This is a genomic window from Streptomyces cinnamoneus (genome assembly GCF_014650495.1).
Lineage (GTDB): Bacteria > Actinomycetota > Actinomycetes > Streptomycetales > Streptomycetaceae > Streptomyces > Streptomyces cinnamoneus.
The window spans coordinates 1-21,792 of record NZ_BMVB01000043.1 but is presented as its reverse complement, the minus strand read 5'-3'; the positions used below and the strand labels follow the sequence as shown (position 1 = coordinate 21,792).

Here is a 21,792-nt window from a genome sequence, read left to right as displayed (position 1 = left end):
GACCTCGGCCTCTGGTGGGGTCGGTCCCCGGCCTCGTGCGGGCCTGGACCTCGGCCTCTGGTGGGGTCGGTCCCCGGCCTCGTGCGGGCCTGGACCTCGGCCTCTGGTGGGGTCGGTCCCCGGCCCCTTGCGGGCCCGGCCCCGACCTCTTGCGGCCCGCGTCGGCCGTCCGCCGCCTTGGAGGCCCTTCCGGCCCGTTGCGGGCCTTCTCGGCTCCTGGCCCGGCCCGTTGCGGGCCTTCTCGGCTCCTGGCCCGGCCCGTCGCGGGTCTTCCCGGCCCCTCGGACCCCTCCCGGCTCCTCGGCCCCGCCCGTCGCAGGCTCCGCCGGTTGACAGCCCCCCTGCCCTTCCACCACCCTTTCACTAGTCAATTAGTGAAAGGGTGGTGGCGCGTGGTCGAGTTCCGTATCGACCGGCGCAGCGGGGTCGCCACGTATCTGCAGATCGTCCAGCAGGTCAAGCAGGCCCTGCGGCTCGGGCTGCTCGCCCCCGGCGACAAGCTGCCGACGGCCAAGGAGGTCGTCGCGGCCACGGCCATCAACCCCAACACCGTCCTGAAGGCGTACCGCGAGCTCGACCGCGAGGGCCTGGTGGAGGGGCGCCCCGGACTGGGGACGTTCGTACGGCGATCGCTGGCGCGGCCCGGTGCCGCCGCCGATTCGCCGCTCCGCGCCGAGCTGGCCGGATGGATGGACCGGGCCCGTGCGGCCGGCCTCGACCGGGAGGACGTGGCCGCCCTGGTCGCGTCCGTCCTGGAAGACACCCGTTTCGACGACCCGCGGGGCCCATGGGGCGGCGGCCCGGAGGCCGGCAACGGCCGCGCACGGACCGGGAACGGCACGACGTGAGCTTAGGGGACTGCATGACCGACCTGACGTTCCTCCCCGACCGGACCGCCCTGGAGGCGGCCGGCCTGGGGGTGAGGTACCGCCGCGGCGGCTGGGCGCTGCGCGCGTGCTCCTTCCGCCTGCCCGCGGGGCGCGTGTGCGCGCTCGTCGGGCCCAACGGCGCCGGCAAGTCCACCCTGCTGGCCCTCGCCGCCGGCCTGCTCCGGCCCACCGAGGGCCGGTTGCGCGTCCTGGGCGGCGAGGCCGGTGACCCGGGTGTCCGGCCGCGCGTGGCCTACCTCGGCCAGGACCGGCCGCTCTACCCGGACTTCACGGTCGCCGAGACCCTGCGCCTGGGCCGCGAGCTCAACCCCGGCCACTGGGACCAGGCCGCCGCCGAACGGCTCGTCCACGGCGGAAACCTTTCCCTCCACGCCCGTGTCGGTTCCCTCTCCGGCGGTCAGCGCACCCGCGTCGCCCTCGCCCTCGCCTTCGGCAAGCGCCCCGAACTCCTGCTCCTGGACGAGCCGATGAGCGACCTCGACCCGCTCGTGCGCCACGAGACGACGGCCGCCCTGATGGCCGAGGCCGCCGAGAACGCGACCACCGTCCTCATGGCCTCCCACGTCCTGGCCGAACTCGACGCCGTCTGCGACTACCTGCTGCTCGTCTCCGACGGCCGGGTGCGGCTCGCCGGGGAGATCGAGGACCTGATCTCCGCGCACCGGCTCGTCATGGGCCGCTACGAGGACGCCGGCACCCCGCGCGAGTTCGCGGCCCACACGATCGTTGAGGCGCGCACCACCGGCCGCCAGCTCACCGCGCTCATCCGCCCCGACGGGCCCGTCCGCGGCCACTGGGAGATCGCCGAACCGTCCCTGGAGGAGCTGCTCCTCGCCCACCTGCGGGCACCCGGCGCCCCCGCACTCCTCACCCCGAGCGCCGAGCCGCGGACCCCGCTCGACGCGTCCCCGAAGGCGGCCGCATGACCACCACGACGACCTCGTCCTCCCTCGCACCCCCGCGCGACCGCGACCGCGACCGCGGCCGTGGCCCGCGCGGGCTGGCCTGGCTGGTGCTGCGCCAGCACCGCGCCGCCGTGTGGACCTTCGGCGTCGCGCTGCTCGTGCTCCTCTCGGCCCTGGGGACCCTGTACCTCTCGATCACCGACTACGTCGCCGACCACGGCCTGGCCGACGTGTGCACCGCCGGCTGGGCCTGCGCGCCCGACGGCACGATCGGCGCCTTCAGCGACGAACTCGCCGATCCCGTCCACTACATCGGCCGCGTCGTCGAGTGCCTGCCGGTCCTCTTCGGGATGTTCGTCGCCGGCCCCCTGATCGCGCGCGAACTGCACAGCGGTACGTACAAACTGGCGTGGACGCAGTCCGTCTCGCCGCTGCGCTGGCTGGCGGCGAAGCTCGCCGTGCCGGCGACGGCCGTCCTCGCCGGCTTCTCGCTGCTGTCCGCCGCCTACACGTCGGTGTGGCGGGCACAGCCGCTCCCGGTGATCCCCGGGCAGTGGTGGTGGCGCTCGTTCCCGATGATCGGCGTCGTGCCCGTCGCGCACGCCCTGCTCGCCCTCGCCCTCGGGGCGGTCGCCGGCCTGCTGCTGAAGCGGACGGTGCCGGCCATGGGCGCCGTCCTCGTCGCGTACCCGGTGATCGCCGGGCTGCTGGAGTCGCTGCGGGGCGGCCTGGTCGGCCCCGTCACGGAGCTGTCGGCCGAGATGCCGGGGCTGATCAGGGGCTCGGACGACTGGGTGACCGGCCGCGGCATGATCGGCCAGGGGGGCGGGCGGATGCCCGAGCCGGACTGCGGGATCGGCGTGGACCCCGCGGACTGCCTCGCCCAGCACCATGCCCGAGGGTGGTACGTCGACTACCATCCGGCGTCGCACCTGTGGCCCCTGCAGTGGGCCGAGGCCGGACTGAGCCTGGCGCTCGCCGCGCTGCTGGCCGGGGGCGCCGTGTGGCTGGTGCGCCGCCAGTGGCCCTGAGCGGTGAGTTGGTGACCCTGAGCGGTGAGTTGGTGGCCCCGAGCGGGGGCTGGTGGCCATGAACGGCGGCCGGTGACCCCGAGCGGGGGCTGGTGGCCATGAACGGCCCCCGGTGCCCCCGAGCGGTGGCCGATTCCCGGGCCGCGCGGCGCCCGCCGCGCCCGTCGCCCCGCCGTCGCCCGGTAGTCACCGCATTCCCTGCGCGTCACGTGGGCGTTACCCATGATTCAACCGCGGTTGCGAGCCTTGCCCAATGCAGCCCGCCGCGCCTCGCGCAACCGAACGAAGGCTACGCGCCGCCCCCGCTTCCCGCTCCGGCGCGCCCGTACCGGCCCGGACGCGGAACAATGAAGGTATGAGCCAGTCGTCCGGCGCCGGCACCGCCCAGGGGCACGACAGCACCGAACCGGTGGGCTTCATCGCCGCCCACCGGCCGAAGGCGGCCGTGGTCGCGGGCGTGCCCGACCTCACCCAGGGCCTGGCGGCGTACGACGGCGAGGCCACCGAGGACCGGGCGGAGGAGGAGGCCCTGCCCGAGGGCCGCTTCCTGGACCGCGAGCGCAGCTGGCTGGCGTTCAACGAGCGGGTGCTGGAGCTGGCCGAGGACCCGTCCACCCCGCTCCTGGAACGGGCCGGCTTCCTGGCGATCTTCGCCAGCAACCTCGACGAGTTCTTCATGGTGCGCGTCGCCGGCCTGAAGCGCCGCATCGCCACCGGCGTCGCCACCCGCTCGGCCTCCGGGCTGCAGCCCCGCGAGGTGCTGGAGCTGATCTGGACCCGCTCGCGCGAGCTCATGGCCCGGCACGCGGCCTGCTACCAGCAGGACGTCGCCCCGGAGCTGGCCGACGAGGGCATCCATCTGATCCGCTGGGCCGAGCTGACCCCCAAGGAGCAGGGACGGCTCTTCACCCTCTTCCGGCAGCAGATCTTCCCCGTCCTCACGCCGCTCGCCGTCGACCCCGCCCACCCGTTCCCGTACATCTCGGGGCTCTCGCTCAACCTCGCCGTGGTGGTGCGCAACCCCGTCAGTGGCCACGACCACTTCGCGCGCGTGAAGGTCCCCCCGCTGCTGCCGCGCTTCCTGGAGGCGTCACCGCAGCGGTACGTGCCGCTGGAGGACGTCATAGCGGCCCACCTGGAGGAGCTCTTCCCCGGCATGGAGGTGCTCGCGCACCACATGTTCCGCGTGACCCGCAACGAGGACCTGGAGGTCGAGGAGGACGACGCCGAGAACCTCCTCCAGGCCCTGGAGAAGGAGCTCATGCGGCGCCGCTTCGGGCCGCCCGTGCGGCTGGAGGTCGAGGAGACCATCGACCCCTACGTGCTCGACCTGCTCGTCCGCGAGCTGAAGATCTCCGACGCCGAGGTCTACCCGCTGCCCGGCCCGCTCGACCTCACCGCGCTCTTCGCCCTCTCCTCCCTCGACCGGCCCGAGCTGAAGTACCCCAAGTTCGTGGCCGGCACGCACCGGGACCTCGCCGAGGTCGAGTCCTCCTCGCCGCCCGACATCTTCGCCGCGCTGCGCGAGCGGGACGTGCTGCTGCACCACCCGTACGACTCCTTCTCCACCTCCGTCCAGGCGTTCCTGGAACAGGCCGCCGCCGACCCGGACGTCCTGGCCATCAAGCAGACGCTCTACCGCACGTCCGGCGACTCCCCGATCGTCGACGCCCTCATAGACGCCGCCGAGTCCGGCAAGCAGGTCCTCGTCCTCGTCGAGATCAAGGCGCGCTTCGACGAGCAGGCCAACATCAAATGGGCCCGGAAGCTGGAGGAGGCCGGCTGCCACGTCGTCTACGGGCTCGTGGGCCTCAAGACGCACTGCAAGCTGTCGCTGGTCGTCCGCCAGGAGGGTGAGACGCTGCGCCGCTACGCACACGTGGGCACCGGCAACTACCACCCCAAGACCGCCCGCCTGTACGAGGACTTCGGGCTGCTGACCGCCGACCCGCAGGTGGGCGCCGACCTGTCCGACCTCTTCAACCGGCTGTCCGGCTACTCCCGGCGCGAGACCTACCGCCGGCTGCTGGTCGCCCCCAGATCCCTGCGCGACGGGCTGATCTCCCGCATCGCCAAGGAGACCGCCCACCAGCGGGCCGGACGGCCCGCCTCCATCCGCATCAAGGTCAACTCCATGGTCGACGAGGCCGTCATCGACGCCCTCTACCGCGCGGCCCGGGCCGGGGTGCCGGTCGACATCTGGGTGCGCGGCATCTGCGCGCTGCGCCCGGGCGTGGTGGGGCTGTCGGAGAACATCCGCGTGCGCAGCGTCCTGGGCCGCTTCCTGGAGCACTCACGCGTCTTCGCGTTCGGGAACGGCGGCGAGCCCGAAGTCTGGCTGGGCAGCGCCGACATGATGCACCGCAACCTCGACCGGCGCATCGAGGCGCTGGTGCGGGTCACCGACCCCGCCCACCGGGCCTCGCTCAGCCGGCTGCTGGAGCTCGGCGTCTCCGACCACACCGCGTCCTGGCACCTCGGCCCGGACGGCAACTGGACCCGGCGGGCGACCGACGCCGACGGACGGCCGCTGCGCAACGTGCAGGAAATGCTCATCGACGCCCGGAGGCGCCGGCGTGGCACGGCTACGGCATGAACCGCCGGTCACGGTCACCGTTCCCGGGGGGCAGGACATGATGACGACGAATCGGTACGACCTGGCCGGGGGTGCCGCAGAGGCGGCCGGCATGACGGGCATGACGGGCATGACGGGCGTGACAGGTGTGGCGGGGGTGCCCGCGGACCGGGACACGGCCACGGCCGGGACGGTGCTCGCGGGCTATCTGCAGGCGCAGGCCACCGAGTTCCTGCGCAGCCTGCGGCTGCACGCGGAGAGCGGCTCCGACGCGGAGGACGCGGGCGAGGCGGTCCGGCAGCTGCGGCGCTCCGCGCGTCGCATCGCCGGCACCCTGCACGTGTACCGGCCGCTGACGGACCCCGCCGGCACGGACCCGCTACGCGGTGAACTGGTGTGGCTCACGGAGCTGCTGGGGCGCGAGTATGCGTACGCGGCGCGGCTGGCCCGGCTGCGGGGAGCGCTGCACCGGCTCTCCGGCGGGGACGGTACGGACGCGCCGCCCGCGTCCGTCCGGGGCGCCGGGAGCGGGCCGACCGTCGGGGCGGCCCGGGCCGCTGCCCTGCTCGACCGGCAGCTGACCCTCGCCCGTACGCGGGCGCACTCGGCGGCCCTGCAGGCCCTGGGCTCCGCGCGCTTCCACGCGGTGGCGGACGCGGTCGCCGTGCTGGCCTCCGAGGTGCCGCTGGACGCGGGCGCGCACGAGGCCCTCGCCCGCGAGGCGCTGCCCTGCCTGGCGGAACAGGCCCACCGGCGGATGACCGACGCGGTGGAGGCACTGCCGCTGTCGGTGGCCGGCCTGCCGTACAACGCGGAGGCGCTGATCCACGGCCTCGCCGCGACGCCGGCCGCCGACGCGCCGCCGGCGGAGGGGCGGCAGGACGCGCCCTGGCACCAGGTGCGCCGGCTGGTGCGGCTGCGCCGGTACGCGCAGGAAGTGCTCGACGAGCACCAGCAGGCCGAGGCGGAGCCCTCGCTGTCGGTCCGGCTGCTGGGCGCGGGCCAGGCCCTCGACCGCCACCGCGAGGCGGCCGAGGCCGCGGCCGCCGCGGCCGCCGCCGCCCGGACCCCGCGCATCGCCCCCGCCACGGCCTACGCCCTCGGGGTGCTCCACGCCGACCAGCGGCACGAGGTGGAGGCGGCGCGCTACGCCTTCGGCCGGATCTGGCAGCGGCTGGCGGGGGCGGGTCTGTGAGCGACGGCGGCGGTGGTGGCGGCGGGACGGTGCGGGCTGCGGGGTGCCTGCTGTGGCGCCGGTGCGGGCAGGGCCCGGAGATCGAGGTCGCGCTGGTGCACCGGCCGAAATACGACGATTGGTCCTGGCCGAAGGGCAAGCTCAAGCCCGGCGAGGACGCAGAGGCGTGCGCCGTCCGCGAGGTGCTGGAGGAGACGGGGATGCGCTGCGTGCTGGGCGCGGTCCTGCCGACGTCCCGCTACCTGACCGACGGCCGGCTGAAGGAAGTGCGCTACTGGGCCGCCCGGGCCCTGGGCGGCTCGTTCCGCCCGAGCCGCGAGGTGGACCGCCTCCTGTGGCTGCCCCCGACGGAAGCCCGCTCGTGGGTGACCCACGACCGCGACCGCCCCTTGCTGGACGCCCTGCTGCTGACCTGGGACGACACGATCTACTGAGCGGCGCGGTGGCTGAGCGGCGCGCTCTGCTGTGCGCGGCACCCGTCGCCCGGGGGCGCGGCGTCCGCGCTCGTGCGCCCGGCCCCCTCAGTCCCGCGGGGCCAGGGCCGGCCAGGCCAGGGTCAGCTCGCCCTGGCGCCAGCGGGCCGGGCCGTCGACGACCGGCCAGTCGGTGCGCAGGGACGCCACGGTGCGGATCCACCGCTGCCGTGCGCTCAGCGCCCCGTAGGGCGCGGCCGCCGCCCAGGCCCGGTCGAAGTCCCGCAGGAAGGCGTGCACCGCCTCGCCCGGCACGTTCCGGTGGATGAGCGCCTTCGGCAGGCGCTCCGCAAGGTCCGACGGGGCGCCCAGCGAACCCAGCCGCGCCGCGAAGGTGATCGTGCGCGGCCCTTCGGGCCCCAGCGTCACCCACACGTGGCGCCGCCCGATCTCGTCGCAGGTGCCCTCCACGAGCAGCCCGTCCGGCGCCAGCCGCCCGCACAGCCGGGCCCAGACCTCCTCGACCTGGCCCTCGTCGTACTGGCGCAGCACGTTCGCGGCCCGGATCAGCAGCGGTCGCCGGCCGCCGGGCAGTGGGACCTCGAAGCCGCCGTGCGCGAAGGACAGCCCGTCGCGCTCGTACGGCTTCGCCGCCGCGACCCGGGCCGGGTCGATCTCGATGCCCACGACCTGCGCGTCACCCCGCACCGTCCGCAGCCGCTGCAGCAGCTCGACGGCCGTCCAGGGTGCGGCGCCGTAGCCGAGGTCCACGGCGACCGGGTCCGCGCTGCGCCGCAGCGCGCCCGCGTGGGTGGCGGCGATCCAGCGGTCCATGCGGCGCAGCCGGTTCGGATTGGTGGTGCCGCGCGTCGCCGAACCGATCGGGCGGTGCTGCGGGGCGGTACGGGCGGCCATGGGCATAGAGCCTAGGCCGTGTCCGCAAAGTAGCGCCGTACGCCCGAAGGGCGTGGCCCGCGGCGTCTGGTGCGTGCGATCGCAAGGCGGAGGGTCGTCCTCGTGCTGGGCGTACTCGGGCGACCCCGACAACGCAGCGAGCGTGCGTGCCAGGCGTCGCGGGCCAGGCGGGACTTTGCGGACACGGCCTAAGCCCGCCCGCGGGCGTCCCACTCCCGCGTGTCGGCGACGTTGGCGCCCGCCTGCCGGCCGGCCTCCGCCGGGTCGCGCTCGCGCAGGGCGGCCAGCAGCGTCTCGTGGCCCACCGGGTCCGCGCCCTGGAAGCCGGGCGTCGACCAGGTGCCGGCCATGGCCGAGCGCAGGGGGCCAGCGAGGTCGCGGTAGAGCTCGGCCAGCAGGGGGTTGCCGGAGGCGTCGGCGACGCCGGCGTGGAAGTCCCAGTCGGCGGCGACCCACGCCTCGAAGTCCCCGGCCCGCCAGGCCGCCGCCCGCCGCTCCAGGCACGCCGCGAGCGCGTCGAGCGCCGCGTCGTCGGCCCGCACCGCGGCCAGGCGCGCGGCCTGCGCGTCCAGCGCCTCGCGCACCTCGAGCAGCTGGCCGAGGCCGCTGCCGCCGTAGAGGCGGCTCACCGCGCCGGACAGCTCGCTGGTCGCGTGGACGTAGGTGCCGTCGCCGCGCCGCACCTCCAGGAGGCCGGTGTGGGCGAGCGCGCGCACCGCCTCGCGCAGCGTGCCGCGCGCCACGCCCAGCTGGCGCATCAGCTCCGGCTCGGGCGGGATGCGGGTGCCCACGGGCCACTCGCCGGAGGCGATACGGGCCCGGATCCGGTCGATGACCTCGTCGGACAGCGCGGGACGGCGCACCGGTTCCAGAGTCATGCCGACACCGTACCCGCCCGATCGGCATGGACATCAAACGTCAGACGTCTTACGTTTGATGCCATGACCGACACTGCCGCGACTGCTGCCGCGACGATGCACGCGACCGCCCCGGTGAGCAGGCCCGCCCGCACCAGGGCGGGCCTGCTCACCGCGTTCGCCGTGGTCCTCATCGCCCTCAACCTGCGCCTGGGCATCAGCAGCGCCTCGGCCCTGCTCGACGCCCTGCGCGTCTCGCCCGGCCTCTCGGCCACCGGCGCCGCGCTGCTGACCGCCCTGCCCACCCTCTGCTTCGCCGCCGCCGGCGCCGGCACGGGAGCCCTCGCGCGGCGGTTCGGCGCCGAACGGACCGTCCTGCTGGCGCTCCTCGCGCTGACCGCCGGGCTCGCCGTGCGGGCCGTGCCGCACACGGGGGCGCTGCTCGCCGGCACGGTGCTCGGCATGTCCGGGCTCGCCCTGTGCAACGTCCTGCTGCCCACGCTCGTACGGACCCACTTCCCCCACCGCACCGGCCTGCTCACCGGCCTCTACACCACCGCCCTGGCCCTGGGTGCGGCCCTGACCTCCGCCGTGGCGGTTCCGGTGGCCGACGCGGTGGGCTCGCCCTCGCTCGGGCTCGCCGTCTGGGCCCTGCCCGCGCTCGTGGCGACGGCGGTGTGGGCGGGCGTACGTGCCCCCTCGCGCCCCGGCGCCCCCGGGCCCGCCGAGCGGATCCCGCTGCGGTCCGTGGCCCGCACCCGGACGGGCGTACTGGTCACCGCCTACTTCGGGCTCCAGGCCCTCAACGCCTACGCCGTCGTCGGCTGGCTGCCCTCGCTCCTGTCCGGCCAGGGCATGTCGGAGTCCGGCGCGGGCGCCGTGCTCGCGCTCACCCAGGCCGTGGGCATCCCCATGTCGTTCGTGATGCTGGCCTCGACCAAGGGGGCGGAGACCACCGCCCTGTCCACGCTGGCGCAGTCGGCCGGCTACCTCCTGGCCGCGCTCGGCCCCCTGGCCGTCGGCCTCCTGCACGGCGCCACCGGCGGCTGGGCCGCGCCCATGACCGCGCTCCTGGTCACGGCCGGCGCGCAGCTCGCCGTCGGGGCCGCGCTGACCAGGCGGTAAGGCCGGAGAAGAGGGCTGGGTCACTGTTTGGCAAAGTGGGAAGGGGAGCTCGCCTCCGCGTTGTTCACACTGGTTGACAGGTGGTGAGCGCCCCCAGGGGAGGACCCTCGGTGGTGGACGGAGGACAGACGGTGAGCCAGTACGCTTCCAGGCTCGGCGCCCGCCGCGGCCGGACGCTCGGCACGTTCCCCAAACCTCAGCTGCGGCGCCTCGGCGGCGGCCGCCGCCCCCGCCGCGTGGCCATGCTGAGCGTTCACACCTCGCCCCTGCACCAGCCCGGCACGGGCGACGCGGGTGGCATGAACGTGTACATCGTCGAGCTCGCCAAGCGCCTGGCCGCCATCGACATCGAGGTCGAGATCTTCACCCGCGCCACCACCGGCGCCCTCCCGCCCACCGTCGAGCTGGCCCCGGGCGTGCTCGTCCGGCACATCGACGCCGGCCCGTACGAGGGCCTGGCCAAGGAGGAGCTGCCCGCGCAGCTGTGCGCCTTCACGCACGGCGTGATGCAGGCGTGGGCCGGCCACCGCCCCGGCCACTACGACCTCGTCCACTCCCACTACTGGCTCTCCGGCCACGTCGGCTGGCTCGCCGCCGAGCGCTGGGGAGTGCCGCTCGTCCACGCCATGCACACCATGGCCAAGGTCAAGAACGCCGCCCTCGCCGCGGGCGACACCCCCGAGCCCGCCGCCCGCGTGATCGGCGAGACGCAGATCGTCCGCGCCGCCGACCGGCTCATCGCCAACACCGACGGCGAGGCACAGGAACTCGTCCACCACTACGAGGCCGACCCCGCCAAGGTCGCCGTCGTGCACCCGGGTGTGAACCTCGACCGCTTCCGCCCCGCCGACGGGCGGGCGGCGGCCCGCGAGCGGCTGGGCCTGCCCGCCGACGCCCTCGTCCCGCTCTTCGCCGGCCGCATCCAGCCCCTCAAGGCCCCCGACGTGCTGCTGCGCGCGGTCGCCGAGCTCCTCGACCGGCAGCCGGCGCTGCGCTCGCGCATCGTGGTGCCGGTGGTCGGCGGCCCCAGCGGCAGCGGCATGACCAAGCCCGAGGGTTTGCAGAAGCTGGCCGCCCGCCTGGGCATCGCCGACGTCGTCCGCTTCCGGCCGCCGGTCGGCCAGGACCGGCTCGCCGACTGGTACCGCGCGGCGTCGGTGCTGGTGATGCCCTCGCACAGCGAGTCCTTCGGCCTGGTGGCCATCGAGGCCCAGGCGTGCGGCACCCCGGTGGTCGCGGCGTCGGTCGGCGGCCTGCCGGTGGCCGTGCGCGACGAGGTCAGCGGCTTCCTCATACCGGGCCACGACCCCGCCGACTACGCCGACGCGCTGGGCCGCTTCGCGGCCGATCCGCGGCTGGTGGACCGGATGGGCGACGCCGCCGCCCGGCACGCCCAGTCCTTCGGCTGGGGCGCGGCGGCCGCCGCCACGGCCGAGGTGTACACCGCGGCGATCGCCGAGCGGCGCCGTCGCCTACGCTCGGCTCATGTCTGACGCGAAGACCACGATCGAGCAGGCCCTCGGCGAGGCGGGCCTGGACTGGGAGAGTACGTCCGACGGCACGTACGTCGTGAAGCTCCCCGGCACGCGCAAGCTCTCGACGACCGTCTCGCTGGTCGTCGGCAACCACTCCCTCTCCGTCAACGCCTTCGTCGTGCGGCGCCCCGACGAGAACCACGAGGGAGTGCACCGCTGGCTGCTGGAGCGCAACACCAGGCTCTACGGCGTGGCCTACGCGGTCGACCGGCTCGGCGACATCTACCTGGTGGGGCGGCTGCCGCTGGCGGCGGTGACCGTCGACGAGATCGACCGGATCCTGGGCACGGTCCTCGAACACGCGGACGGCAGCTTCAACACCCTGCTGGAGATGGGCTTCGCGACCGCCATCCGCAAGGAGTACGCGTGGCGCACGGCGCGCGGCGAGTCGACGCGCAACCTCGAAGCGTTCGAGCGGCTGACGCGTCGTGACGAGATCGCGGGCCCGCTCGACGACTGAGGCGACGGGGCCCGGCGACGGAGCCCGCCGCCGGGCGGGCCGCCGGTGGCGTCACGCCGAGGCGGGCTCGGCCTCCGGCCTCCCCGGCACGGCGGCCGTCGTGCCCGTGGCCGCCGCATCCGCACCGGCCGCCTTGGGGGCCGCCGTCTGCGCACCGTCCGCCGGATCCGCGGCCGGGCTCTCCTCCGGCAGGCTCCGCATCAGGAACCAGTACCCGGCCGCCGCGACCGTTCCGACCACCGCGCAGATCCCCCACAGCGCGTCCGCACCCCAGTGGTCGATCACCGTTCCGCCGACCAGCGGGGCCGTCAGGGCCGCCACCGACCACGACATCGTGTACATGCCCTGGTAGCGACCGCGCCCCTGGGCCGGGGACAGGCGCACGATCAGCCCCATCTGGGTGGGGGAGTTGATGATTTCGGCCAGCGTCCAGACGACGACGGTCAGCATGTACACCCCGATCGACCCGGCGAACGCGGTGAGCCCGAAGCCGTAGCCCGTGAGGAGCGCCGAGATCGTCAGCAGCCAGCGCGGGTCGCGGTGCTCGATGAGGCGGGTGACGGGGATCTGCACGGCCACGATCAGCACACCGTTGACGGCGATGACGGTGCCGTACTCGCCCGGCGAGAAGCCGTCGGCGCCCATGGCCACCGGCAGGGCGACCGTGTGCTGCATGAAGATGAAGGCCATCAGGAAGGACAGCCCGACGACGCCCATGTAGCGCCGGTCGCGCAGCACGGTCCCCATGCTGACGGCGGACTCCGCCGTCGCCTCCGCCCCGGCCCCGGCCACCGGCTCGGGACGCGACTCGGGCAGCTTGAGGAAGACCAGGACCGCGCAGACGAGGGTCAGTACGCCCTCGCCGAGGAAGCCGATCAGGTAGCTGTGCTCGGCGATCAGGCCGGCGACCAGTGAGGAGAAGGCGAAGCCGACGTTGATCGCCCAGTAGTTGAGGGAGAAGGCGCGGACGCGGTCCCCGGCGGGGACGATGTCGGCCATCATCGCCTGCACGGCCGGCCGCGAGGCGTTGGCGGCCATGCCCGCGACGAACGCGACGGCGGCGATGGTCACGGGCTGCTGCATGAAGCCGAGGAGCGCCACCGAGAAGGCCGTCGAGACCTGGGCGATGAGCAGGGTGGGCCGCCGCCCGAGCCGGTCGGCCATGACGCCGGCGCCGAGGGAGGAGACCACTCCACCGAGCCCGTGCAGGGCCGCGACGACGCCGGCGAACGAGGCCGAGTAGCCGCGGTCGAGGGTGAGGTAGAGGGCCAGGAACGTGGCGACGAACGAGCCCATCCGGTTGATCAGGGTCGACGTCCACAGCCACCAGAACTCCCGTGGCAGCCCCGAGACGCTCTGTCTCGCGGCCCTTCCTATGCCGGCAATGGACATGCCGCAGCCCCCGTGTGTAAGTACCGAATCGTTGCTTCGCAACTTACCCGGGTGATCTTGTGCATGCCAATGAATTGACGGTTGCCGTCAAACGTCCCGGGCGCGAGCCGCTCGGACGGTCGATTACGCTCATGGGCATGGCCGACGCACCGTACAAGCTGATCCTCCTCCGCCACGGCGAGAGCGAGTGGAACGCGAAGAACCTGTTCACCGGCTGGGTGGACGTCAACCTCAACGAGAAGGGCGAGAAGGAGGCTGTCCGGGGCGGTGAGCTCCTCAAGGACGCCGGCCTGCTCCCGGACGTGGTCCACACGTCCCTCCAGAAGCGCGCCATCCGCACCGCGCAGCTCGCGCTGGAGGCCGCCGACCGCCACTGGATCCCCGTCCACCGCTCCTGGCGCCTGAACGAGCGCCACTACGGCGCCCTCCAGGGCAAGGACAAGGCCCAGACGCTGGCCGAGTTCGGCGAGGAGCAGTTCATGCTCTGGCGCCGCTCGTACGACACCCCGCCGCCGGCGCTCCAGGACGGCACCGAGTTCTCGCAGAGCGACGACCCGCGCTACGCCTCCATCCCGAGCGAGCTGCGCCCGCGCACCGAGTGCCTCAAGGACGTCGTCGTCCGCATGCTGCCGTACTGGTACGACGGCATCGTCCCGGACCTGCTGGCCGGCCGCACGGTCCTGGTCGCCGCCCACGGCAACTCGCTGCGCGCCCTGGTCAAGCACCTCGACGGCATCTCCGACGCCGACATCGCGGGCCTGAACATCCCCACCGGCATCCCGCTCGCCTACGAGCTCGACGCCGACTTCCGCCCGGTCGTCCCCGGCGGCACGTACCTCGACCCGGAGGCCGCCAAGGCCGCCATCGAGGCCGTGAAGAACCAGGGCAAGAAGAAGTAACCCCCCCCCGCGCGCCCGCGCGCGCAGGAAGAAGGGCCCCCGTCCGCCGGACGGGGGCCCTATCCGTGAGTGTGAGTGACGTGCCTGATGTCAGCTGCAGCTGCCGCCGCACTGGCAGGAGCCGCCGTTCTGGCAGCCGCACGAGCATCCGGGACCACACTGACAGCCGCTCATTCGGTCTCCTCCTCGAAGGGGTGTCTGCCTCCACCCAGTCAAGGACTGCCCGAAGCGGCCGTCAATGCCCCTGACGCACGCGTGTGCGGGCACACGGGGCGCACGGAAGCATTCGGTCGGGGCGGCGTGGCCGGAAAGCGCTACGGAGCCTCCGTCGCGCCTCCCTGGCGCGCCTCCGACTGGTTCAGCTCGTCCGCGTGCTCGCCGGTGACCAGGTAGACCACGCGCTTGGCCACCGAGACCGCGTGGTCGGCGAAGCGCTCGTAGTACCGGCCCAGCAGCGTCACGTCGACGGCCGTCTCGATGCCGTGCTGCCAGCGGTCGTCCATCAGGTGCTGGAACAGGGCGCGGTGCAGCAGGTCCATCGCGTCGTCGTCGTGCTCCAGCTGCAGCGCGAGGTCCACGTCCTTGGTGATGATCACCTCGGCGGCCTTGGCCATCAGGCGCTGCGCCAGCTGGCCCATCTCCAGGATCGTGGCGTGCAGGTCGCGCGGCACCGCCGTCTCCGGGAAGCGCAGCCGGGCCAGCTTGGCCACGTGCTGGGCGAGGTCGCCCGAGCGCTCCAGGTCCGCGCTCATGCGCAGCGACGTGACGACGATCCGCAGGTCGGTGGCGACCGGCTGCTGACGGGCCAGCAGGGCGATCGCCCGCGCCTCCAGGTCCCGCTGGAGGTCGTCGACCTTGGTGTCCGCCGCGATCACGGACTCCGCCAGCTTGAGGTCCGCGTCCAGGATCGCCGTGGTGGCGCGCCCGATCGCGGAGCCGACGAGCCGGGCCATCTCGACGAGGCCCTCGCCGATGGAATCCAGCTCCTCGTGGTACGCGTCCCGCATTGCCTGACCTTCTCTCGCCTTGAGTACTACCGGTGGCCGGGGGGTCTCCGCCCGCTCACCCTGCCACGTTCCGGCCGGAACGCGACGGCCGTCGACCGCCGGAGTGAACCACCCCCGACGCCAAGGTGAACTCTCGGCAACGTGTGTTCGAGACGGCCCCCATTTGGCTGTGGCCGTGTCGGTGCACCCGCATAACCTGGACTCATGAACGTGGACGCGGCCGTCGCCGCAGCTGCAGCGATCGCCGGAGTGTGCACCGGCGTGATCGCCATGCTGGCGTTCCGCTGGAGCGAGCGCGACCAGGCCCGGCCCACGCGCAGCTCCCTGCACACCGACGCCGTGCTGCCGCCCGGCGTCGACACCGTCCTCTCCGTGCTGCGCTCCTCCGCCGTCGTGCTCGACGAGGCCGACGCCGTCGTCAAGGCCAGCTCCGCCGCGTACGCCCTCGGGCTGGTGCGGGGCGGCAAGCTCGCCGTCGAGCCGATGCTGCAGATGGCCCGCGACACCCGCCGCGACGGCGAGATACGGCAGGTCGAGCTCGACCTGCCGCGGCGCGGCACCGGCCGCGGCGACGCCCTCGCCGTCTCGGCCCGGGTCGCCCCGCTCGGCTCCCGGCTCGTGCTGCTGCTGGTGGAGGACCTCACCGAGGCCCGCCGCATCGAGGCCGTCCGCCGCGACTTCGTCGCCAACGTCAGCCACGAGCTCAAGACGCCGGTCGGCGCCCTCTCCCTGCTCTCCGAGGCCGTCATGGACGCCTCGGACGACCCCGAGGCGGTCACCCGCTTCGCCGGCCGGATGCAGGTCGAGGCCACCCGGCTGACCAACCTGGTCCAGGAGCTCATCGACCTCTCCCGGGTGCAGAACGACGACCCGCTGGAGGACGCCGAGCCGGTCCGGGTGGACGAGCTCGTCGCCGAGGCCGTCGACCGCTGCCGCCACCAGGCCGGCACCAAGCAGATCACCATGGCCGCCGGCGGCACCACCCGGCGCCTGCCCGACGGAAGCACCGTCGACCTGCGCGTCTGGGGCAACCGGGGCCAGCTCGCGGCCGCCCTCGGCAACCTCGTCGAGAACGCCGTCAACTACAGCCCCGCCCGGACGCGCGTCGGCATCGCGGCCCGCCGCGTCTCCGCACCCGGCGGCGACCTGATCGAGATCGCCGTCACCGACCAGGGCATCGGCATCTCCGAGAAGGACCGCGAGCGCGTCTTCGAGCGCTTCTACCGCGTCGACCCGGCCCGCTCCCGGGCCACCGGCGGCACGGGCCTCGGCCTGTCCATCGTCAAGCACGTCGTCGCCTCCCACGGCGGCGAGGTCAGCGTCTGGAGCGCCGAGGGCCAGGGCTCGACCTTCACGCTGCGCCTGCCCGAGGCCGGCGTCGTGCGCGACCGCGACCGGGACGCCCGCGACCACAACCACCCCCTGCTCGGGCCGGACGAGGCCACCGACGCGGAGGACGCACCGTTCGACGACGAACCCCCCGCCCGTCCTGCCCGCCCCACCCGGCAGGCCCTCTCCTGAAGCTCGCCGACCCGATGCTCGCCGCCCCGACGCCCGTCGCCGTGGACGAGACCGCCGCCCCTGTCCCCACCGCGTGTACCCAACAGACCCGACCGGAGGTCATCCCGTGACCCGAGTGCTCGTCGTCGAGGACGAAGAATCCTTCAGCGACGCGTTGTCCTACATGCTCCGCAAGGAAGGCTTCGAGGTCGCCATCGCGACCACCGGGCCGGACGGGCTGGACGAGTTCGAACGCAACGGCGCCGACCTGGTCCTGCTGGACCTGATGCTGCCGGGCCTGCCGGGCACGGAGGTCTGCCGGCAGCTGCGCGGGCGCTCCAACGTTCCCGTGATCATGGTGACCGCCAAAGACAGCGAGATCGACAAGGTCGTCGGGCTGGAGATAGGGGCCGACGACTACGTCACCAAGCCCTTCTCCTCCCGCGAGCTCGTGGCCCGCATCCGGGCCGTGCTGCGCCGCCGCGGCGAGCCGGAGGAGGTCGCCCCGGCCGCGCTGGAGGCCGGCCCGGTCCGCATGGACGTCGACCGGCACGTCGTCACGGTCTCGGGCGCCAAGGTGGACCTGCCGCTGAAGGAGTTCGACCTCCTGGAGATGCTGCTGCGCAACGCGGGACGCGTGCTCACCCGCATGCAGCTGATCGACCGCGTCTGGGGCGCGGACTACGTGGGCGACACCAAGACCCTGGACGTCCACGTCAAGCGCCTGCGCGCCAAGATCGAGCCGGACCCGGGCGCGCCGCGGTACCTGGTGACGGTGCGGGGTCTGGGCTACAAGTTCGAGCCGTAGGCCGGCGGCGGCGCCGGGCCCGTCGGTACGACGGACGGAGTCCGGCGCAGCGGCCCGAAGCCCGGGAGGCCCGCAGGGGCCGAGTGGTGCGAGGGGTGCGTCGGGGGAGGTGTTCGAGCCGGACCCGGGCGCGCCGCGGTACCTGGTGACGGTGCGGGGCCCGGGCTACACGTTCGAGCCGTAGGCCGGCGGCGGCGCCGGACCCGTCGGGAGGCCGTCCGTCCGCGCGTGAGCGCGGGCCCGCACGGGGTCGGCCGGCCCGTGGGGCGTGAGGATGTGCGAAGGGGCCCGGAAGCTTTGGCTTCCGGGCCCCTCGCGCGTGCTCAGTGGCCCGCGTGCTGCTGCTGGCCGCCCTGCGTGGACGGCTGGCCCGCACCGGGGGTGGGGGCGCCGGCCTGGCCCGTGGCGTTCTGCGCGCCCGGCTGGCCCGGCTGCTGGCCCTCGGGGGCGCCGGAGGGGGCCGTGGAGGGGCTGGTGCCCGGCTTGCCGGGCTTGGCGCCGCCCGGCTTGGCCTGCGACGGCATCTCGGAGGGGCCCCACTCCTTGAAGTAGCTCTTCGCGGGCACCACGAAGGCGGAGATCTTCACCTCGCCCGTGGAGCTGAGGTCGAAGACCAGCGGCTGGGACTCGCCGTCCTTGAGGGCCTCGCGGCCGTTGGGCAGCACCGCGGAGGCGTTGTCCTTGCCGCCCAGCAGCACGGAGCCGTGGGCCGGCACGACGATGTCGCCGGACTTGCCCTTGGCCGGCGAGAGCTTCACGGTCACGTTCTTGCCCGGCAGCTTGATCGCGCGGAGCGTCTGGTCCTTGAGGCCGTTGTTGAAGATCTGGCCGGTGATCACCGCGGGGCCGGTCGCGTCCTGCTGCGGCTGCGTGATGACGTTGACGTTCTGCAGCTTGACGTCGCCGACCGAGGTGGCGGCGTTGTCCGGCTTGACCTCCAGCGTCTGCGCGCTGTTGCCCGCCGCGCAGGCGGTGAGCGAGGCGATCGAGAGCACGAGGGCGGAAGCGGCGAGAGCGCCGCGTCGAAGGCTGCTGCTCACGGCGGCGGCATCTCCTTGGACGAGGTACGAGGTACCCCGGGGGAGGGGTACGTACGAGATAAGGGTCTGTGTCAGCGGGCTTAGGTTACCGAGCCGTCGTGCGGCCGCCGCACCCGACCCGCCCCCATGGTCAACTCACGCCTCCGACGGCCGCGCGGCCGGATATCCCCCGCCCGCCGGCGGGGGAAGCGATGGGGAACGGATCGGGAAGCAACGCGAACGCCCGTGAGGCCGCCGTGGCGGATTATCCGTTTTGAATGCGGAGGGACGTGCGGAAGTAGTGGGGAAGGAGTTCCGGAATTGATCAAGTTCGACTTGATCAATTCCGGATTACGCCCCCGGAAGCGCGGCGGACCCCGAACGGAGTACCGGAAGTCGGCCGACCGGACCCCGGCAAAACGGGACGTTCGGCCGCTCGCGGGGCCTGTCCGACACGTGTAACGTGGGCGTTTCGCCTTGCCCGGACAACCGCTCCCACCTGCGAATACCCGCTTCCGGAAGGCTCCCGCAGCACGTTCCGGTTGCTGTTGTCAAGCCCCGAGATATGCCCTGACCTGCGGAAACGCCATTCAGAACAGGCTCTGCCCGTGTTAGACTGGATAGCCACGGAAGGGGTACCTGTCACATGACGTTCAAGGTTGGCGACACCGTGGTCTATCCCCATCACGGGGCCGCGCTGATCGAGGCCATCGAAACTCGCCAGATCAAAGGCGTGGACAAGACCTACTTGGTGCTGAAGGTCGCCCAGGGTGACCTGACGGTTCGGGTGCCGGCGGACAATGCGGAGTTCGTCGGTGTTCGCGATGTGGTCGGCCAGGACGGGCTGGACCGGGTCTTCGAGGTGCTCCGCGCACCCTATGCCGAGGAGCCGACGAACTGGTCCCGTCGCTACAAGGCAAATCTCGAGAAGCTCGCGTCCGGTGACGTGATCAAGGTTGCCGAGGTCGTTCGCGACCTGTGGCGGCGCGAGCGTGAGCGCGGTCTCTCCGCAGGTGAGAAGCGCATGCTCGCCAAGGCGCGGCAGATCCTGGTGAGCGAGCTCGCCCTCGCGGAGAACACCAACGAGGACAAGGCCGAGGCCCTGCTCGACGAGGTTCTCGCGTCCTGACGCACAGGCGCCGGCCGTTCAGCCGCTGACCGGACGTCTCCGGACGCTGGACGCTGGACACCACCGGACGTAGAGATCCGGACGTATAGACCGGACGTAAAGAAGTGCCGCGGTGCCCGCGGGGTGACGAACGAGTCATCCGCCGGGCGCTGCGGCATCTCTGCTCCAACGTCCGTATCGCCGTACTTGGCGTGCCGGGCCCGGGCAGCCGTCCCGGCCAGTCGTCACGGAAGGGGCTGGTCGGGGCATCGTGCCCGGCACGCTGAGGCCATACCCAATTCGGCCGAGGAAGCAAACCTGAACGCGAACGCAATGTCCGATCGAGACACCGCAAACGCCTCCGCAGCCCCTGCCCGCACCGCCGTCGTCATTCCGGCGGCCGGCCGGGGCGTACGGCTCGGGCCGGGCGCCCCCAAGGCTTTGCGCACCCTCAACGGCACGCCCATGCTCGTCCACGCGGTCCGCGCCATGACGGCCTCCCGCGCGGTCTCGCTCGTCGTCGTGGTGGCCCCGGCCGACGGTGCCGCGGAGGTCAGGAACCTCCTCGACGCCCACCCGCTCGCGGACCACGACAGCACCCGCACCGAGGTGGTCGTCGTCCCCGGCGGCGAGACGCGCCAGGAGTCCGTGCGCCTGGGTCTCGCGGCCCTCCCCGACGACGTCACCGCCGTCCTCGTCCACGACGCCGCCCGCCCGCTGGTGCCCGTCGACACCGTCGACGCCGTCGCTGCGGCCGTCCGCGAGGGCGCTCCCGCCGTCGTGCCGGCGCTGCCGCTGGCGGACACCGTCAAGCAGGTCGAGCCGCGCACCGGCGAGCACGCCGGCGAGCCGGAGCCCGTCGTCGCCACCCCCGAGCGCGCCCTGCTGCGCGCCGTCCAGACCCCGCAGGGCTTCGACCGCGTCACGCTCGTCGAGGCCCACGAGAAGGTCGCCCTGGAGGGCGAGGGGGCCACGGACGACGCCGGCATGGTCGAACGGCTCGGCGTCCGGGTCGTGGTCGTCCCCGGCCACGAGGAGGCGTTCAAGGTGACCCGGCCGCTGGACCTGGTCCTGGCCGAGGCCGTACTCGCCCGGAGGAGGGCCAACGATGGTTTCTGAGCCGCACCGGTCCCCACGCCCCGTGCTGCCGCTCGTCGGCATCGGCACCGACGTGCACGCCTTCGAGGAAGGCCGCGAGCTGTGGTGCGCCGGCCTGCTGTGGGAGGGCGCGAGCCACGGCCTCGCGGGCCACTCCGACGGCGACGTCGCCGCGCACGCCGCCTGTGACGCCCTGTTCTCCGCGGCCGGCGTCGGCGACCTCGGCGCGCACTTCGGCACCGACCGGCCCGAGTGGTCCGGCGCCGCCGGAGTCACCCTCCTGGCCGAAGCGGCCCGGATCGTCCGCGCCGCGGGTTTCGAGATCGGCAACGTCGCCATCCAGGTGATCGGCGTCCGCCCGAAGATCGGCAAGCGCCGCGAGGAGGCCCAGAAGGCCCTCTCCGCCGCCGTCGGCGCCCCCGTGTCGGTCTCCGGCACCACCACCGACGGCCTCGGCCTCACCGGCCGCGCCGAGGGCCTCGCGGCCGTCGCCACGGCCCTGGTGTTCCCCTCGCCCGCGGCGTAGGCGGCGTACGGTGCGAGGGGGGCGCGCCGTGCCAGCCGAGGGAAGGACCGACAGTGCCGACCGAGCTGTCCGAGGATCTGAAGAAGTACATCGACGACAACCCCGTCTTCGCCACCGTGGCGACCGTCCAGCCCGACGGCAGCCCCCAGCTGTCCGTCACCTGGATCAAGCGTGACGGCGGGGACCTGCTGATCTCCACGACGGTGGGGCGGCGCAAGGAGAAGAACCTGCGCCGCGACCCCCGGGTGACCGTCATGATCAATCCGCCGAACGCGCCCTACTCCTACGCCGAGGTCCGGGGCACGGCCGAGATCACGTCCGAGGGCGGCGCCGAGCTGATCGACGAGCTGGCCCGGAAGTACACGGGCAAGGACTACGCCGACTTCAACCCCGCCGCCGGTGAGGACGCCGCCCGCGTGGTCGTGCGCATCGCGCCGCGGAAGGTCGTCGGCTCGCTCTAGGTGTGTTGTTCGGTGAGGTTGGTGACGCGGCTGGCGGGTGTTTGGCCGTGGATGCCGGTGTGGGGTCGGTGGT

Annotated in this window: 21 protein-coding genes; 16 read left to right on the top strand and 5 right to left on the bottom strand. The window is 73.5% G+C overall.

The features are described from left to right. Positions 1–392: 392 nt before the first annotated feature. The 6 genes from IE182_RS30505 to IE182_RS30480 all read left to right on the top strand — a co-directional run bounded on the left by IE182_RS30505 (position 393) and on the right by IE182_RS30480 (position 7,030). Positions 393–848: a GntR family transcriptional regulator gene (locus IE182_RS30505; RefSeq protein ID WP_190113229.1), complete on the top strand. Its 456-nt coding sequence runs from the start codon at positions 393–395 to the stop codon at positions 846–848. A gap of 14 nt (positions 849–862) precedes the next feature. Beyond that, positions 863–1,816, top strand: coding sequence for an ABC transporter ATP-binding protein (locus IE182_RS30500; RefSeq protein WP_190113228.1), 954 nt, complete (start codon positions 863–865; stop codon positions 1,814–1,816). Beyond that, complete coding sequence (locus IE182_RS30495; RefSeq protein WP_190113227.1) at positions 1,813–2,826, top strand: ABC-2 membrane transporter-related protein; 1,014 nt, start codon at positions 1,813–1,815, stop codon at positions 2,824–2,826. The genes IE182_RS30500 and IE182_RS30495 overlap by 4 nt, the downstream gene beginning before the upstream one ends. Positions 2,827–3,181: 355 nt before the next feature. Next, complete coding sequence (locus IE182_RS30490; protein WP_190113226.1) at positions 3,182–5,422, top strand: RNA degradosome polyphosphate kinase; 2,241 nt, start codon at positions 3,182–3,184, stop codon at positions 5,420–5,422. 109 nt (positions 5,423–5,531) lie between these two features. After that, positions 5,532–6,596 carry a CHAD domain-containing protein gene (locus tag IE182_RS30485; RefSeq protein ID WP_229845267.1) on the top strand — a complete coding sequence of 355 codons (1,065 nt, stop codon included), beginning with the start codon at positions 5,532–5,534 and terminating at the stop codon, positions 6,594–6,596. Then, the gene (locus tag IE182_RS30480; RefSeq protein ID WP_190113224.1) at positions 6,593–7,030 is read left to right on the top strand and encodes an NUDIX hydrolase; all 438 of its coding nucleotides are present in this window, start codon (positions 6,593–6,595) and stop codon (positions 7,028–7,030) included. The genes IE182_RS30485 and IE182_RS30480 overlap by 4 nt, the downstream gene beginning before the upstream one ends. Positions 7,031–7,117: 87 nt before the next feature. On the opposite strand, the gene IE182_RS30475 is transcribed toward IE182_RS30480, so the two are convergent. Next, positions 7,118–7,924, bottom strand: coding sequence for a class I SAM-dependent methyltransferase (locus tag IE182_RS30475; RefSeq protein WP_190113223.1), 807 nt, complete (start codon positions 7,922–7,924; stop codon positions 7,118–7,120). Between the two features lie 188 nt (positions 7,925–8,112). Then, entirely contained in the window at positions 8,113–8,802 is a 690-nt protein-coding gene (locus IE182_RS30470; protein ID WP_190113222.1) for a FadR/GntR family transcriptional regulator, read from the bottom strand. Between the two features lie 63 nt (positions 8,803–8,865). Between IE182_RS30470 and IE182_RS30465 the strand changes: the two genes are divergently transcribed. The 3 genes from IE182_RS30465 to IE182_RS30455 all read left to right on the top strand — a co-directional run bounded on the left by IE182_RS30465 (position 8,866) and on the right by IE182_RS30455 (position 11,901). Further along, positions 8,866–9,906 (top strand): MFS transporter, encoded by a 1,041-nt coding sequence (locus IE182_RS30465; RefSeq protein WP_190113221.1) that lies wholly within the window; start codon positions 8,866–8,868, stop codon positions 9,904–9,906. Between the two features lie 131 nt (positions 9,907–10,037). Further along, positions 10,038–11,399: a D-inositol-3-phosphate glycosyltransferase gene (gene mshA / locus IE182_RS30460; protein ID WP_229845266.1), complete on the top strand. Its 1,362-nt coding sequence runs from the start codon at positions 10,038–10,040 to the stop codon at positions 11,397–11,399. Continuing rightward, positions 11,392–11,901, top strand: coding sequence for a type III secretion system chaperone family protein (locus IE182_RS30455; RefSeq protein WP_190113220.1), 510 nt, complete (start codon positions 11,392–11,394; stop codon positions 11,899–11,901). Before mshA ends, IE182_RS30455 begins: the two co-directional genes overlap by 8 nt. A gap of 51 nt (positions 11,902–11,952) precedes the next feature. Here the strand turns inward: IE182_RS30455 and IE182_RS30450 are convergent, their stop codons facing one another. After that, positions 11,953–13,293: an MDR family MFS transporter gene (locus tag IE182_RS30450; protein ID WP_190113219.1), complete on the bottom strand. Its 1,341-nt coding sequence runs from the start codon at positions 13,291–13,293 to the stop codon at positions 11,953–11,955. Between the two features lie 137 nt (positions 13,294–13,430). On the opposite strand from IE182_RS30450, the gene IE182_RS30445 reads away from it, so the two are divergent. Further along, positions 13,431–14,192, top strand: coding sequence for a phosphoglyceromutase (locus IE182_RS30445; protein ID WP_190113218.1), 762 nt, complete (start codon positions 13,431–13,433; stop codon positions 14,190–14,192). Between the two features lie 314 nt (positions 14,193–14,506). Here IE182_RS30445 and phoU read toward each other — a convergent pair whose 3' ends face one another. After that, positions 14,507–15,199, bottom strand: a complete 693-nt coding sequence (gene phoU / locus IE182_RS30440; protein ID WP_190113217.1) for a phosphate signaling complex protein PhoU — start codon at positions 15,197–15,199, stop codon at positions 14,507–14,509. Positions 15,200–15,403: 204 nt separating this feature from the next. Between phoU and phoR the strand changes: the two genes are divergently transcribed. Together phoR and phoP are read left to right on the top strand one after the other, a co-directional pair. Beyond that, positions 15,404–16,720, top strand: coding sequence for a two-component system sensor histidine kinase PhoR (phoR, locus tag IE182_RS30435; protein WP_229845264.1), 1,317 nt, complete (start codon positions 15,404–15,406; stop codon positions 16,718–16,720). A 115-nt stretch (positions 16,721–16,835) separates the two neighbouring features. After that, positions 16,836–17,507: a two-component system response regulator PhoP gene (gene phoP / locus IE182_RS30430; protein ID WP_466321047.1), complete on the top strand. Its 672-nt coding sequence runs from the start codon at positions 16,836–16,838 to the stop codon at positions 17,505–17,507. A 323-nt stretch (positions 17,508–17,830) separates the two neighbouring features. Here the strand turns inward: phoP and IE182_RS30425 are convergent, their stop codons facing one another. After that, the gene (locus tag IE182_RS30425; RefSeq protein ID WP_190113215.1) at positions 17,831–18,547 is read right to left on the bottom strand and encodes a copper chaperone PCu(A)C domain-containing protein; all 717 of its coding nucleotides are present in this window, start codon (positions 18,545–18,547) and stop codon (positions 17,831–17,833) included. A gap of 625 nt (positions 18,548–19,172) precedes the next feature. Between IE182_RS30425 and IE182_RS30420 the strand changes: the two genes are divergently transcribed. The 4 genes from IE182_RS30420 to IE182_RS30405 all read left to right on the top strand — a co-directional run bounded on the left by IE182_RS30420 (position 19,173) and on the right by IE182_RS30405 (position 21,719). Then, a complete protein-coding gene (locus tag IE182_RS30420; protein WP_003953493.1) occupies positions 19,173–19,655 on the top strand; it encodes a CarD family transcriptional regulator in 483 nt (160 codons plus the stop codon). Between the two features lie 312 nt (positions 19,656–19,967). Beyond that, on the top strand, positions 19,968–20,753 hold the full coding sequence (ispD, locus tag IE182_RS30415) for a 2-C-methyl-D-erythritol 4-phosphate cytidylyltransferase (protein ID WP_190113214.1): 786 nt from the start codon (positions 19,968–19,970) through the stop codon (positions 20,751–20,753). Beyond that, positions 20,743–21,258 carry a 2-C-methyl-D-erythritol 2,4-cyclodiphosphate synthase gene (gene ispF, locus IE182_RS30410; RefSeq protein ID WP_190113213.1) on the top strand — a complete coding sequence of 172 codons (516 nt, stop codon included), beginning with the start codon at positions 20,743–20,745 and terminating at the stop codon, positions 21,256–21,258. Before ispD ends, ispF begins: the two co-directional genes overlap by 11 nt. A gap of 53 nt (positions 21,259–21,311) precedes the next feature. Beyond that, complete coding sequence (locus tag IE182_RS30405; RefSeq protein ID WP_190113212.1) at positions 21,312–21,719, top strand: PPOX class F420-dependent oxidoreductase; 408 nt, start codon at positions 21,312–21,314, stop codon at positions 21,717–21,719. The last annotated feature ends 73 nt before the right edge of the window (positions 21,720–21,792 follow it).